The organism is Frondihabitans sp. PAMC 28766 (genome assembly GCF_001577365.1).
Taxonomy (GTDB): Bacteria; Actinomycetota; Actinomycetes; order Actinomycetales; family Microbacteriaceae; genus Frondihabitans.
In genome coordinates this window covers 2,803,721-2,817,966 of record NZ_CP014513.1, presented here as the reverse complement: position 1 = coordinate 2,817,966, position 14,246 = coordinate 2,803,721, and the positions used below count along the sequence as shown (strand labels likewise).

Genomic DNA, 14,246 nt, shown 5'->3' with positions numbered 1-14,246 from the left:
GCTGAGCGCGATCCGCCTGCTCAGCCGACGAACGAGTTCGTCGCGACGCCGGCAGGGGCCTTCACCACGACGCCCGACGAGAGCTTGCCGTCGCCGGAGCCCTTGAACACCTTGAGGACACCGCCCAGGCGCGCCAGGATGTCGTCGCGACCGTCGCCCGAGAAGTCGCCGACCGAGAAGATCGCGGTGGCCGGCCCGAAGCCCGTCGGGCCGTTGATGTGCGTTGCGAACCCGGTCGAGGTGCGCGGGTAGATCCAGAGTTGGCCGGTGCTGGTGCGAACGAGCATGTCGGGCTTGCCGTCGCCGGTCAGGTCGCCGGCACCGACGATGGCGGTCATGGACTGGAACCCGGAACCGAGCAACTGGTGCGACGAGAACCCGCCGCGGCCGTTGCCCGGGAACAGCCAGAGCTGACCGGCGGAGGTGCGCGCGAGGACGTCGTTGTTGCCGTCGCCGGTGAAGTCTCCCACCCCCACGACGGTGCGGAGCACGTTCCACCCGGTCGCCTCCACGACGGGCGAGGCGAAGCCGCCGCCCTGTAGGCCCTTCCAGTACTCGACGCTGCCCGACGGGAGGATCGCATACAGATCCGCGAAGCCGTCGCCGTTCATGTCGCCGGGCACGACGACGCGAGCGCCCGAGGGAATCGTGATGCCGAGCGACCTGACCGAGCCGGTGAGTGTGCCCGAGCCGGTGCCGACGTTGGCGCTGAGAGTGCCGCCGGCCGGGGCCGAGAGAACGTCGGGAAGGCCGTCGACCGTGTAGTCGTGCCGCGCCGACGCGTCGGCCAGGGCCTGGTGCTGGAGGCTTGCCAGAGTGCCGTTGAAGACGTCCTGGTCGCCGGGGAACGGTGTGTTGGGCGTCTCGGAGGTCTGCCGGAACGCGTACGTCGGCCACCCCGTCGGCATGGCGAGCGTCTTGGCGTAGGAGGCGACCCAGAGCGGGTTCGCTGCGAAGGCGCTGGAGCCGCCCAGGCAGGTGTTCCAGAAGTCCTGGTTGGTGTAGATCAGCGGCTTGCGAGTCGTGGCCGATTGCACGGCGGTCGAGAACTGCTGGATCCAGGTGCGGAGTTCACCGGAGGTCATGTCGTAGCAGCGGTCGCTCGCATAGGTCTTCGAAGACGAGACGGCTGCGGGGTTGATCTCCATGTCGAGAGCCGGAGGCAGCGTCTTCCCGTCGGGCGCCCATTGGCCGTCGTGACCGAGGAACCAGGCGGCGCTCTGCTGGGCGTCGGACTGTCCGTCGATTATCGGCACGGTGAGGTCGGGTGCGGCTACGTAGTAGGTGCCCGTAAACAGGCCGGCGCTCCGAGCGTCAGACCACTGCTCGTCGAAATTGCTGTTCGTCACGCGAAGGCCTCCGCTGGCCTTGATGTACACGAAGCAAGCCCCATTTGTGCGCGCGCCGGCGAAGTCGATGTTCGCGCCCGCCGTGGGGCTCCCGCCGGTGTCCTCGAAGATGTCGAAGCCCTTGACCGACGTCGACGTCGACGTCGGGTTCGTCTGGTAGCAGGTCGAGGCATCGGCCGAGGCCGACTCGGCAGCACCGCCGGCCAGCAGCCCGCCGGCCAGCAGAGCGGACGCGGCCAGGATCGCGGACACCCGCGTTTTGAGGTTGATCATCGTTCCCCCGTTGTTCGACCGCCCCGAGAGTGGTCGGACGGGGTCGGCGAGACGATCATAACCACGAGGTCGCCACGGCACGCCGCGCGCCCTGACCCGATCCCAACATGTGAGCCAGTATCATTCCGCCATGACCGACACGCTGGACACGCGAGCGACGGGGATGGTGAAGGCCCTGATGGACGCACCCGAGCACCCCATCCGCCGCCCCAGCGAAGATCCGCCCGAGACGCCCTCGACCGCTTCGCCCGAGGCTCCCACCCCCACCGACGTCACGCTTCCCGAGCCGCCCGAGCGCGGCTCGCTGGACGACGAGGATCTTGTGCCGCTGGTCGGTCGGCACACCACCGACACGGCGACGATCGACCTGATCGGCATCCTGCAGGCGCAGATGCAGTTGCGCCAGACCGAAGCGACCCGCTTCGCGGCGTGGGAGCAGCAGATGCGGCGCATCGGCACCGACGAGGCTCTCGACGCCCTCGAGCGCACGCGGCTCCACTTCACCGGAGTCATCCCGGTGCAGACCGGGTCGACGTTCGTCTCTGCCGCGTCGATCCCAGCGAATACACTGATCGTCCCCGAGCGCATCACGAGCCCGGCCGCACCGATCGTGACCCTCCAGTCGGTGCCGGAGCCCGCCGCCAACGTGCACGACGAGCGCGCGCGACGAGCCGACGCCGAGCTGCTCGAGATCGACGAGCCCGCACCGGCGACGGGGTCTCGGCGAGCCGTCGATGGCGAACTGCAGGCCGGCCGGGCCTCTCGCATCCTGCTGATCGCCTCCACCGCGGCCTCTGCCGCCCTCGTCGTCGTCGCGCTCGTCCTCTCCGGTGTCCACGCCGCACTCGTGCCCTCCGCCGTGATCGGCGCCGTGGCCGTCGTCGGGGCTGCCTGGATCGGCATCGTCCTCGGTCGGCTCGCCCTTCGCGGTCGCGGTCAGCATGGTTCGGCGCCTGTCACGACTCGCACGGCCTGGGCGATCGTCGCGGGCCTCGTGCTCGGCACGGCGCTCGGCGAAGGCCTCGTGCGCACCTCCGCCGCCGGGTTCGGCTGGCAGGGCTACCTCATGCGGCTCGTCGACGGGCAAGGGGTCTACCCCGAACTGTCGCTGGTGGCCGGCATCGTTGCCTCGATCGTGCTCTCGTTCGTGGTCGTGGTGCTCGTCGACCGAGGTCGTCAGGCCCGCTGACCCCGACCGACGGGCCGGTAGGCTGGTCGTCGTGCCAACCCTCGACGCGGTCCGCGATGCCGTCCACACCCTCTGGCCTCTGCAGGGGGCCGAGTCGTGGGACTCGCCCGGTCTGGTCGTCGGTGATCCTGCCGCCTCGATCGAGCACATCCACCTCGCCGTCGACGCCGTGCTCGACACGGTCGACGAGGCCATCGAGATGAACGCCGATCTGCTGCTCGTGCACCACCCGCTTCTCTTCCGCGGCGTGATGACCGTCGCCGCCGACACGACCAAGGGCGCTGTCATTCAGCGCCTCATCGCGGGCGACGTCGCACTGCTCGCCGCCCACACGAACGCCGACGTCGTCGCGACCGGCACTTCCCGGGTGCTGGCCCACCAGCTCGGTCTCGTCGATCAGACGCCGATCGCCCCGAGTGCGACCGACCCGTCAGGCGCGACCGGGATCGGCATCGTCGGCCGGCTCGAGCAGCCGACCACGCTGATGGCACTTGCGCGACAGCTGACCGATATCCTGCCTCCGACGGCCGGGGGAGTGCGCATCGCAGGCGACCATGAACGAGTCGTCACGACCGTGGCGCTCTGCGCGGGCGCGGGCGACTCCCTCCTCGGCGATCCTGCTGTCCTCGCGGCCGACGTCTACATCACGAGTGACCTGCGGCACCACCCCGCCTCTGACGCGCGCGAGCTGATGCTGCTCGGGCGAGGCCCCGCACTGATCGACACCTCGCACTGGGCCAGCGAGTGGCTATGGCTCGACACCGCCGCCGCCCAGCTGCGCCAGGCTCTGCCCGACCTCGAGGTCACGCTGAGCGACCTCCGCACCGACCCCTGGGACTTCGCGGTCGTCCGCTGACGACCAGGCCCTTTTTCGCACCACGACCGAGTGAGACGCTTATGCCCCTGAAAGCCAGCCCCTCCGATCAGGCCCTCCTGCTCGACCTCCAGAAGCTCGACACCGGCGTGCAGCAGCTCGCCCACCGCGGCAAGCAGCTGCCCGAGCTGACGGCTCTCGGCGAGATCGAGACCCAGACCGCCGCGCTGCGGGTCCGCCTCACCGCCGAGGAGGGCACCCTCGAAGACGCCCAGCGCGAGCTCGCCCGCATCGAATCCGACGTGGCCGTCGTCGACGCTCGCGAGAAGCGCGACCGGGACCGACTGCAGACGAGCTCGTCGCAGAAAGACATTACGGCCCTCGAGCAAGAACTCGCCGCTCTCGCCAACCGCCGCAGCGATCTCGAAGACCTCGAGCTCGAGGTCATGGAGAGAGTTGAGCTGCACGGCTCGGTCGTGTCGGCGACACACGCCGAGCTCCAGGCCCTCGCCGCCCGGCGCGACACGACGGCTGCAGCACGCGACATCTCGCTGGCCGCCATCGAGACGGAGCGCGAGCACGGCGTCGCCGACCGCGCCACCATCGCGGGCAAGGTGCCGCCCGAGCTCCTCGCCCTCTACGAGCGCCAGCGCGAGCGCTACGGCGTCGGCGCCTCGCACCTCCGGGCGCGGGTGTCGAGCGCCAGCGGCGTCGAGCTGACCGGCAGCGACCTCGCCGCCGTTCGCTCGGCCGCGCCCGACGACGTGCTGCTGTGCCCTGACAGCCAGGCGATCCTGGTGCGCACCGACGAGTCAGGCATCTGACCGGCGCGGGCCCTGGCACCCCTTAGACTTGGGCCCGCGAATGGGTCGGCAAGACGGTCGCGTCGACAGCCTTCGGGCCGTCGCCGAGGAACGTCCGGGCTCCACAGAGCAGGGCGGTGGGCAACACCCACCCGGGGCAACCCGCGAGAAAGTGCAACAGAAAGCAGACCGCCACGTGGCTCCAGGGCCGCGCGGTAAGGGTGAAACGGCGGTGTAAGAGACCACCAGCGGCTCGGGTGACCGGCCGGCTATGTAAACCTCGCCCGGAGCAAGGTCAGACAGGGAACGCTCGAGGCTGCTCGCCGAGTTCCCGGGTAGACCGCTAGAGCGCTGCGGCAACGTATCGCCGAGATAGATGGCCGTCCGCACCGTGCTTGCACGGCGCGACAGAACCCGGCGTACCAGCCGGCCCATTCGCCCCGCTCTCTTCGGCCCGAGCAGCCCCGCACGGCGGCCGCCCGGCCCGGCAGCCCCGGGAGGAATCTCCGCTCGGGAGGATCAACGACCGCGTCTTCCTCCCGTCGCCACGCTTCCTCTCGAGGCACAACAGCCAGGGGAGGAAGTTCGACCACGCTGCTCGCGGCTCGCCCTCTATCGTTTCAGCGCCTCAGCTGAAGACGATGGGCGTGCCGACGGGCAGCTTCGCGAGCGCCCGGGTCATGGCGGCCGACACCCGGACGCAGCCGTGCGAGCTGCCGGTGGGGTCGGGGTAGTAGTGCAGCGCCGTCAGCGCCGAGTTGCCGCCGAAGCCGGGCAGGAGCGACGAGTGCGCGCCGGTGAGAGAGATGGGGTTTCCGTCGGTGTACGTCACGCGCGGGTCGACGTAGTTGGCCTCCATGTACGTCGACGTGGCCGCCGGCGTCGGGTCGGTCGGGGTTCCGAGCCGCGCCTTCTCCGACGCGACGAGAGCCCCCTCGCGCGTCACGATCGAGACCGTCGACGTCGCGTTGTCGACTTCGACGATGCGGTCGATCGGCGTCAGGATGAAGTCGGCGGCACGCGCCCAAGCGAAGGTCGCGCTCGGCGCCGACGGGGCCCCGGATCCTGGCACCGTGCGCCGTGACGGCGTCGAGATCAGGATCATGCCGCCCTCGGTCCCGTAGACGGCCACGGCGGTCGGGCGGTTGATCGTCGGCACCGTCGAGCCGAGTGCGGCGATCACGGGGGAGGCGGCGCCCGGGGAGGCGTAGAGGCCGACGAGGGGCGCCCGCGGCGTGGCGACCTGCCAGGCGGTCGCAGGATGCAGAGTGGCCGGGTCGGGCAGCGCCGCGATGGCCGCGTCGAAGAATGCCAGCGGCACCGCCGCCAGGGCGGCCTGCGACGACTGCGGCGGCGTCGGCTGCTCGGTCGGAGTCGGCGTCGGTGCGGGCGCCGAGGTGGCGTGGGTCGCCGCAGGAGGAGGGGCCGCAATCGGCTCAGAACGCCACGGCGCGGCGACGAACAGGATCACGACGGCGAGGGCCAGCACGGCACACGATGCTGCGACCAGCACCCACCGCCGTCTCGACATCGCGCCCTCCCTGCCGACGCCCGAGTGCCGACCGTTCCGAGTGTGGCACACGAGAGCCGGCGCGTCCGAAGAGGTCGGCCCGTCGACGCTGCCACCCCGTCTAAGCTGGATGGCATGCCCCGGGATTCACACGGTCACCTGACCCCCGGTCGGATCTCGCCGCTGCGTCCGGTCCCTCCGACCATCGATCGCCCGGAGTACGTGGGCAAGGTCGGGCCCGCGCCGTACACCGAGGGCGACGTCTTCGACGAGGCGACGATCGAGCTGATCGCCGAATCGAGCCGCATCGCCTCCGACGCCATCACGGCGGTCGGCGAGGCGATCCGGCCCGGCATCACCACCGACGAGCTCGACCGTGTAGCCCACGACTACGTCGTCTCGCACGGCGCCTACCCGTCGACCCTCGGCTACCGCGGATTCCCGAAGTCGGTCTGCACCTCGATCAACGAGGTCATCTGCCACGGCATCCCCGACGACACAGTGCTCGTCGACGGCGACATCGTCAACATCGACATCACCGCCTTCACGAACGGCGTGCACGGCGACACCAACCGCACGTTCGTCGTGGGCACCGGGTCGCAGGATGCCGTCGACCTGGTCGAGCGCACCCGACTCGCGCTCGATCGCGGCATCAAGGCCGTCGCACCAGGCCGACAGGTCAACGTCATCGGCCGTGCGATCGAGATGTACGCGAAGCGCTTCGGCTACGGCGTGGTGAAGGACTACACAGGGCACGGCGTCGGCCGCGCCTTCCACTCGGGTCTCATCATCCCGCACTACGACGCCCCGCAGTTCGACGACGTGATGGAGGTCGGCATGGTGTTCACCATCGAGCCGATGCTCACGCTCGGCGAGACGTCGGCCGACATCTGGGCCGACGACTGGACGGTGACGACGCGCGACAAGTCGCTGACCGCCCAGTTCGAGCACACCCTGGTCGTGACCGAACGCGGCGCCAGGATCCTGACCGACTACTGACCACCGTCACTGAACCCTTGACAGAAAGCAGCATCATGGCCACCCACGCACTGGGCATCGACATCGGCGGCACCGGCATCAAGGGCGCGATCGTCGACGTCGACTCCGGCGAGCTCGTCACCGATCGCGTCAAGATGGACACGCCTGCCGGCGGCGAGCCCGAGGCGATCGCCGACGTGACCAAGCAGGTGGTCGAGAAGCTCGGCGACCAGGCGAAGGGCCTCCACGTCGGCATCGACTTCCCCGCCGCGATCATGGACGGCAAGACCCTCTCGGCCGCCAACGTGTCGAAGAAGTGGATCGACTTCGAGGCCGAGAAGCTCTTCGAGAAGACCCTCGGCCAGCCCATCCACTTCGTCAACGACGCCGATGCCGCCGGCTACGCCGAATCGCGCTACGGCGCCGCCAAGGGCGTCGACGGCCTCGTAATCATGACCACTCTCGGCACCGGCATCGGCACCGCCCTGATCAACGACGGCGTGCTGATCGTCAACGCCGAGCTCGGCCACATCCAGATCGACGGCAAAGACTACGAGACGAAGGCCTCGTTCGCCGCGAAAGAGCGCGACGACCTCTCGTGGAAGCACTGGGCGAAGCGCCTGCAGAAGTACTACTCGACCCTCGAGGCGCTGCTCTACCCGCGGCTGATCATCGTCGGTGGCGGCGTCTCGAAGCAGTACGAGGAATTCCTGCCGCTGCTCGACCTGCGCGCCGAGATCGTGCCCGCCAAGCTGCGCAACAACGCCGGCATCCTGGGCGCCGCCGCCCTCGCCGCCGAGTCGAAGCCCGCCTTCTAGCCCTTCGCCCTCGGCGGCTCCGACCACCCCCGCTCGCGCTAGGGTCTAGGCATGGCCGAACCGACGCAGTACTGGTACAACACGAAGACGCACGAGGTCGAGGAGGGCATGGTCTCGCCCGCGATCGACCGCGCCGGCCCCTACGCCACTCGTGACGAGGCCGAGCACGCGCTCGCTCAGATCAAGGCGAACAGCGAGAAGTGGGCCGCCGAAGAGGCTGCCGAAGACAACTAGCCGCGCCGCGGCCGCCGGCCCAGACCCTCGCTAGCGGCAGGCACGCAGTGCCTAGGCATTGCGCGGTTGCCGCCCGCGAGGGTTTGCTGGCTACAGGCCGGTAGGGCGGTAGGTGATCGGCAGCCGCCGGTCTCGACCGAACGCCATGCCCGAGATCTTCGGCCCGATCGCGCCCTGGCGCCGCTTCCACTCCGAACGGTCGACGAGCTTCGTCACCTCGGCCACCGTGGCGGCGTCGTAGCCGAGCGCGACGACATCCGCCGCGCCCAGGGCCTTCGTGATGTAGGCGTCGAGGATTCCGTCGAGGATCTCGTAGGGCGGCAGCGTGTCCTGGTCGACCTGCCCCGGCCGAAGCTCGGCCGACGGCGGTTTCGTGATCGAGTTGGAGGGGATCGGCTCGGGGCGCCCGTTCGCCGAGGCGAAACGATTGCGCCACTTCGCGAGCTCCCACACCATCGTCTTCGGCACGTCCTTGATCGGGGCGAACCCGCCGACCGAGTCGCCGTAGATCGTCGAATACCCGACGCTGAGCTCGGTCTTGTTTCCGGTCGTCAGCACCAGGTGCCCGTCGAGGTTCGAGAGCCCCATCAGGATCAGCGCGCGCGCCCTGGCCTGGACGTTCTCGGCAGCCAGCCCGGTCAGCTTCAGCTGCCGCTCGAACGGCTCGACGAGGTCTTTGATGGGCTCGACGGTGTAGTTGACGCCGATGCGCTCGGCGACGTCGTCGGCGTCCGACCGCGAATGGTCGGACGACCACTGCGACGGCATGGAGACGCCGAAGACGCACGAACCGCCGAGGGCGTCGGCCGCGAGCGCCGCGCAGACGGCCGAATCGATTCCACCCGAGAGGCCGAGGATGACCGACGTGAAGCCGTTCTTCGCCACGTAGTCGCGGAGGCCGGTGACGAGCCCGTTCCAGAGCTGCTCGAGGTCGTCAGGCAGCTCGGCGATGTCGGGCGCCAAGGCGTTGTACTGACCGAACTCCCGCGCCTTCACGTCGACTCGGCGGATCCCGGCCGGCAGCGCGCGATTCTCACTCGGCTGGGGGTCGAGGTCGACGACGAGCAGGTGCTCCGTCCACTGCGGGGCGCGGGCCAGGACCTCGCCCGATCCGTCGACCACCACGCTGTCGCCGTCGAAGAGCAGGTCGTCCTGGCCGCCGACGATGTTGACGTAGGCGACGAGCGTGTCGTTCTCGGTGGCGCGGCGGTTGACGAGGGGCAGGCGCACCTCGTCTTTGTCGGCGACCCAGGGGCTCGCGTTGATGACGAGCAGAAGGCCGGCACCCGCGTCCATCACGCGGCCGACGGGCCCGCCGTCGCGCCACAGGTCCTCGCAGATGATCAGTGCGACGTCGATGCCCTTGATGCGCACGACCAGCAGCTCGTCGCCCGGGATGAACACGCGGTACTCGTCGAAGACCGAGTAGTTGGGCAGGTGGTACTTCGCCGTGGTGGTCACGACACGCCCGCCCTGCAGGACGCTCGCGCAGTTCTTCGCGATCGCCGTGGGCGCGTTCGACGTGTCGAGCAGCCTCGGCTCGAAGGGGCCGTCCGGGTGCCCGACGACGACGGCCAGGCCGCCGAGCCCCTCGGCCTCGAGGCGCTGCGCCAGGACCTCGACGGCGCCGCGGGCGGCCACCAAAAAGCTGGGGCGCGACGCGAGGTCTTCGATCGGGTAGCCGGTGATGCTCATCTCACCCGTGGCGACGAGATCCGCCCCCGCGTCTCGAGCCGCTCGAGCGGCTCTGACGATCTGGTCGGAATTGCCCGCGAGGTCGCCCACGACGGGGTTGGTCTGAGCGAGCGCCAAGCGGAGTCGGGGCATGTCCACTAGCCTATCGGGGAGCAGAAAGGGCCTGAATGGACAAGCAAACCGACTTCGTTCTTCGCACCATCGAAGAGCGGGGCATCAAGTTCATCCGACTCTGGTTCACCGACGTGATCGGCACCCTCAAATCGGTGGCCATCGCGCCCGCCGAGGTCGAGGGCGCCTTCGCCGAGGGCGTCGGCATCGACGGGTCGGCCATCGAGGGCCTGACGCGTTCGTTCGAGGCCGACGTCCTGGTGCATCCCGACCCGACCACCTTTCAGATCCTGCCGTGGCGGGGCACAGAAGACCCCACGGCCCGCATGTTTTGCGACATCGCGACGCCCGACGGCGCGCCCGGCGTCTCCGACCCGCGCAACGTGCTGAAGCGCACCCTGGCACGGGCCGGCGACCGCGGCTTCACGTTCTACACGCACCCCGAGGTCGAGTTCTACCTGCTCAAGTCGTCGAAGATCGGCAAGGACGGCCAGCCAGAGCCCGTCGACCAGGCCGGCTACTTCGACAACGTCCCCGGTGGCACCGCGCACGACTTCCGTCGGCGCTCGGTGCGCATGCTCGAAGACCTCGGCATCTCGGTCGAGTTCAGCCACCACGAGGCTGGCCCCGGCCAGAACGAGATCGACCTGCGCTACGCCGACGCGCTCACGATGGCCGACAACATCATGACCTTCCGCACCGTGGTCAAAGAGGTCGCGATCGAGCAGGGCGTCTATGCGACGTTCATGCCGAAACCGCTGCAGGGCCACCCCGGCTCGGGAATGCACACGCACCTCTCGCTCTTCGAGGGCGACGCGAACGCCTTCTTCGAGGCAGGAGCCGAATACCAGCTCTCGAAGATCGGCCGCCAGTTCATCGCGGGCCTCCTGCGTCACGCCCCGGAGATCACCGCCGTCACCAACCAGTTCGTCAACAGCTACAAGCGCCTCTGGGGCGGCGACGAGGCTCCGAGCTTCGTCACCTGGGGCCACAACAACCGCTCTGCTCTCGTCCGTGTGCCGCTCTACAAGCCCAACAAGGGCCAGTCGAGCCGCGTCGAGTACCGCGCGATCGACTCGGCGGCGAACCCCTACCTGGCGTTCTCGCTGCTCCTGGCCGCGGGCCTCAAGGGCATCGAAGAGGGCTACGAGCTGCCGGCCGAGGCCGAGGACAACGTCTGGAGCCTCTCCGACGCCGAGCGCCGCGCCCTGGGCTACAACCAGTTGCCGGCCAGCCTCGACCACGCTCTGTCTCTCATGGAGGACAGCGAGCTGGTCGCCGAGACGCTGGGTGAGAACGTCTTCAACTACGTGCTGAAAAACAAGCGTCAGGAGTGGAAGGAGTACCGCGCGCAGGTCACTCCGTTCGAGCTCCGCTCGAACCTCGAGATGCTCTAGCCCACCCGCGCCGACAGAACCGTTTCGACAGGACCAGCGCGATGCCACGTTCCGCAACGGCGCTGACCGACCTGGCCCGCTTCGGCTTCGCCGACCTGCGGGCGAGCCGTGATCTGCTCGACGAGCTCGCCGAGCAGCAGCCCCTGGTGCCGGCCTTCCTCGACGCCCTGTCGAAGAGCGCCGACCCCGACCGGGCCCTGGTGCGCCTCGGCCGCCTGATCGAGCGCGTGCCGGAGCGGGTGGCCGAGTTGCTGGCCGCGGCGTCCGATCCCAGCCCCACGGCCTCCGACGAGCGCCCCGGCGACCGCCTGATGCTCGTGCTCGGTGCCTCCGAGGGCCTGGCCGACTTCCTCCTCCGGCGCCCGGAGTCGCTCGACGTGCTGCGGCGCAAGGTCTGGACGGTGCCGCACCAGGACGACTACGAGCGCGACCTTCAACAGGCCACCGGCGATCTCGTCGGCGACGACGCGCGAACGGCCGTCCGCGTCGCCTACCGCGAGTGCCTCGTCTGCCTCGCCGCGTTCGACCTGTCGCTCTACGACGCCGTCGCCGGCCTCGACGTGGTCGCCGCGGCCCTCGCCGATCTCGCCGGCGCCGCCCTCCAGGTGGCGCTCGAGGTGGCTCGTCGCGAGGTCGCCTTCCCCGCCGACGAGGTCGAGCGCACCCGTCTCGCGATCATCGCCATGGGCAAGGCCGGGGCGCGCGAGCTCAACTACATCAGTGACGTCGACGTGATCTTCGTCGCCGAGGCGGCAGACGGCCTCAGCACCGACCGTGCCGTGGAGGTCGCCACCCGGCTGGCCGTGCACGCCACCCGCACGCTCTCCGACCTCGCCCCCGAAGAGCCGCTGTGGGAGGTCGACGCGAACCTGCGCCCCGAAGGCAAGAACGGCGCGCTCGTCCGCACGCTCGCCTCCCACGTCGCCTACTACGAGCGCTGGGCGAAGCCGTGGGAGTTCCAGGCCCTCCTCAAGGCTCGCTCGATCGCCGGCGACGCCGACCTCGGCCGGGCCTACCTCGACGCGCTGGCGCCCCTCGTCTGGTCGGTCGCATCGACCGAGAACTTCGTCGAGTCGGTGCAGAAGATGCGCGAGCGCGTCACCGCGCACATCCCGGCCGACCAGGTCGATCGCCAGCTGAAGCTGGGGCCCGGCGGGCTCCGTGACATCGAGTTCACCATCCAGCTCCTGCAGCTCGTGCACGGCCAGGGCGACCCGTCCATCCGGCAGCGCTCGACCCTCGGCGCTCTCGGGGCTCTCGTCGCCGAGGGCTACGTCGGGCGGGCCGAGGCGGCCGAGTTCGACCGCGACTACCGCGAGCTGCGCCTGTTGGAGCACCGGATCCAGCTGTCCCGCATGCGGCGTACGCATCTGATGCCGACCGACCGTGACGAGCTCCGCATCCTCGCCCGCGCCTCCGGGCTCGCGACGTCGGCCGACGGTCTGCTCGAGCACTGGCACGCCATCCGCCGTCGAGTGCGACGCCTGCACGAGCGCCTCTTCTACCGGCCGCTGCTGACGGCCGTGGCGCGCCGCCCCGAAGAAGAGCTCGCGCTCACCACGAACTCGGCCGTCGCCCGCCTCGCCGCGATCGGATTCCGCGATCCGGCTGGCGCGCTCGGCCACATCCGCGCCATGACGACGGGAGTGTCGCGCCGAGCCAACATCCAGCGGCACCTCCTGCCGGCCATGCTGCAGTGGTTCGCCGACGGTACCGACCCCGACCTCGGGCTCCTGGCGTTCCGGCGCCTGAGCGACGGGCTGGGGAGTCGTACTGGTTCCTGCGGATGCTGCGCGACTCGTCGGGCGCCGCGCAGCGCCTCACGACCGTGCTGTCGAGCTCGCGGTTCGTCGCCGACCTGCTCGAGCGCATCCCCGAGGCGGCATCGTGGCTCGAAGACGACGACGACCTCCGGCCGCGCACCGAGGAGGCGCTGGTCGCCGAGGCCCGAGCCACGGTGGCTCGACACGACGACGCGGTGCAGGCCTCCCAGACCCTGCGGACGGCCCGGCGCCGCGAGATCCTGCGCATCGCCCTCGGTGCGATCGTCGGCGTCATCAGCATCGAAGAGCTCGGGCTCGGCCTGTCAGCGGTGATGACCGCCACACTGAGCGGCGCCCTCCGGCTCGCGCGGCGCGGGCGCGACGCCCCCGGCTTCGAATTCGGCGTCATCGCCCTCGGTCGGTACGGCGGTGAAGAGCTCGGCTTCGGCTCGGACGCCGACATCCTCTACGTGTACCGGGCCGCAGCCGACGACGCGACGGCCCAGCAGCGCGCGACCCAGATCGTGGCCGACCTCCACCGGTTCACCGACGACCCGCTGGTGCCCCTCGACCTCGACGCCGATCTGCGCCCCGAAGGCAAGAACGGGCCCGTCGTCCGCTCGCTCGACGCGTACACCGCCTACTACTCGCGCTGGGCGCTCACCTGGGAGGCCCAGGCGCTCCTGCGCGCGCGTGGGGCTGTCGGCGACGACGCCCTGCTCGCCGACTTCACCACCCTGGCCGACACCGTCCGCTACCCGACGAGTCTCTCCGAGCAGGACGCCCGCGAGGTCAAGCGCATCAAGGCCCGCGTCGAGGCCGAGCGTCTGCCCAAGGGCGCCGACCCGTCGCGCCACCTCAAGCTCGGCCGCGGCTCGCTGAGCGACGTCGAGTGGTACGTGCAGCTGCTGCAGCTGCAGCACGCGGCGTCCGTGCCGGGTCTCCGCACACCCTCCACTCTCAAGGCCCTCCAGGCGGCGCAGGATGCAGGGCTCGTCACCCCGCCCGACGCCCAGCGCCTGCGCGACGCCTGGATCATCGCCTCCCGTGCCCGCTCGGCCGTCATGCTCTGGACGTCGCGCACGAGCGATGTCCTGCCCACCGACCGACGTCAGCTCGAAGCCGTGGCACGGTTGCTCGAATACCCGCCGAGCTCGGCCAGTGATCTCGAAGAGGACTACCTGGCGACGACGAGGCGAGCCCGTCACGTCTTCGAGGTGGGGTTCTACGGGGTCGAGGAGACTCCCGAGCCCCGCGCCTGACCTGTGCGACACGCCCAAGAACGCGCTCGTTCGGTCGCCCGGCCGAGAAA

At 69.9% G+C, this 14,246-nt stretch carries 10 protein-coding genes, 1 other RNA gene and 1 pseudogene; 9 read left to right on the top strand and 3 right to left on the bottom strand.

Going from position 1 to position 14,246, the window contains the following annotated elements; all coding sequences use genetic code 11:
- Nucleotides 1–20 precede the first annotated feature (20 nt).
- Entirely contained in the window at nucleotides 21–1,622 is a 1,602-nt protein-coding gene (locus AX769_RS13520) for a GH25 family lysozyme (protein ID WP_066280222.1), read from the bottom strand.
- 130 nt (nucleotides 1,623–1,752) lie between these two features.
- Between AX769_RS13520 and AX769_RS25275 the strand changes: the two genes are divergently transcribed.
- The 4 genes from AX769_RS25275 (at nucleotide 1,753) to rnpB (ending at nucleotide 4,866) form a co-directional block, all read left to right on the top strand.
- Nucleotides 1,753–2,811, top strand: coding sequence for a hypothetical protein (locus AX769_RS25275; protein ID WP_066280220.1), 1,059 nt, complete (start codon nucleotides 1,753–1,755; stop codon nucleotides 2,809–2,811).
- A gap of 31 nt (nucleotides 2,812–2,842) precedes the next feature.
- On the top strand, nucleotides 2,843–3,667 hold the full coding sequence (locus tag AX769_RS13510) for a Nif3-like dinuclear metal center hexameric protein (RefSeq protein WP_066280217.1): 825 nt from the start codon (nucleotides 2,843–2,845) through the stop codon (nucleotides 3,665–3,667).
- A gap of 41 nt (nucleotides 3,668–3,708) precedes the next feature.
- Nucleotides 3,709–4,449 (top strand): zinc ribbon domain-containing protein, encoded by a 741-nt coding sequence (locus AX769_RS13505; RefSeq protein ID WP_239451787.1) that lies wholly within the window; start codon nucleotides 3,709–3,711, stop codon nucleotides 4,447–4,449.
- Between the two features lie 41 nt (nucleotides 4,450–4,490).
- Nucleotides 4,491–4,866: RNase P RNA component class A (gene rnpB, locus AX769_RS13500), an RNA gene on the top strand.
- Between the two features lie 190 nt (nucleotides 4,867–5,056).
- Here rnpB and AX769_RS13495 read toward each other — a convergent pair.
- Nucleotides 5,057–5,959: a L,D-transpeptidase gene (locus tag AX769_RS13495; protein ID WP_082763809.1), complete on the bottom strand. Its 903-nt coding sequence runs from the start codon at nucleotides 5,957–5,959 to the stop codon at nucleotides 5,057–5,059.
- Nucleotides 5,960–6,073: 114 nt separating this feature from the next.
- Here AX769_RS13495 and map point away from each other — a divergent pair, with 114 nt between their 5' ends.
- From map to AX769_RS13480, 3 genes are read left to right on the top strand one after another with little or no spacing between them, the layout of a single operon-like run.
- The gene (gene map / locus AX769_RS13490; RefSeq protein ID WP_066280212.1) at nucleotides 6,074–6,937 is read left to right on the top strand and encodes a type I methionyl aminopeptidase; all 864 of its coding nucleotides are present in this window, start codon (nucleotides 6,074–6,076) and stop codon (nucleotides 6,935–6,937) included.
- Nucleotides 6,938–6,972: 35 nt separating this feature from the next.
- Nucleotides 6,973–7,734, top strand: coding sequence for a polyphosphate--glucose phosphotransferase (ppgK, locus tag AX769_RS13485; RefSeq protein WP_066280209.1), 762 nt, complete (start codon nucleotides 6,973–6,975; stop codon nucleotides 7,732–7,734).
- Nucleotides 7,735–7,785: 51 nt separating this feature from the next.
- A complete protein-coding gene (locus AX769_RS13480) occupies nucleotides 7,786–7,968 on the top strand; it encodes an SPOR domain-containing protein (RefSeq protein WP_066280206.1) in 183 nt (60 codons plus the stop codon).
- 90 nt (nucleotides 7,969–8,058) lie between these two features.
- Here the strand turns inward: AX769_RS13480 and AX769_RS13475 are convergent, their stop codons facing one another.
- Complete coding sequence (locus AX769_RS13475) at nucleotides 8,059–9,795, bottom strand: NAD+ synthase (RefSeq protein ID WP_066283700.1); 1,737 nt, start codon at nucleotides 9,793–9,795, stop codon at nucleotides 8,059–8,061.
- Between the two features lie 35 nt (nucleotides 9,796–9,830).
- Between AX769_RS13475 and AX769_RS13470 the strand changes: the two genes are divergently transcribed.
- Both AX769_RS13470 and AX769_RS13465 read left to right on the top strand, forming a co-directional pair.
- The gene (locus tag AX769_RS13470) at nucleotides 9,831–11,171 is read left to right on the top strand and encodes a glutamine synthetase family protein (protein ID WP_066280205.1); all 1,341 of its coding nucleotides are present in this window, start codon (nucleotides 9,831–9,833) and stop codon (nucleotides 11,169–11,171) included.
- A gap of 41 nt (nucleotides 11,172–11,212) precedes the next feature.
- Nucleotides 11,213–14,196, top strand: a pseudogene (locus AX769_RS13465) (bifunctional [glutamine synthetase] adenylyltransferase/[glutamine synthetase]-adenylyl-L-tyrosine phosphorylase).
- Nucleotides 14,197–14,246 lie beyond the last annotated feature (50 nt).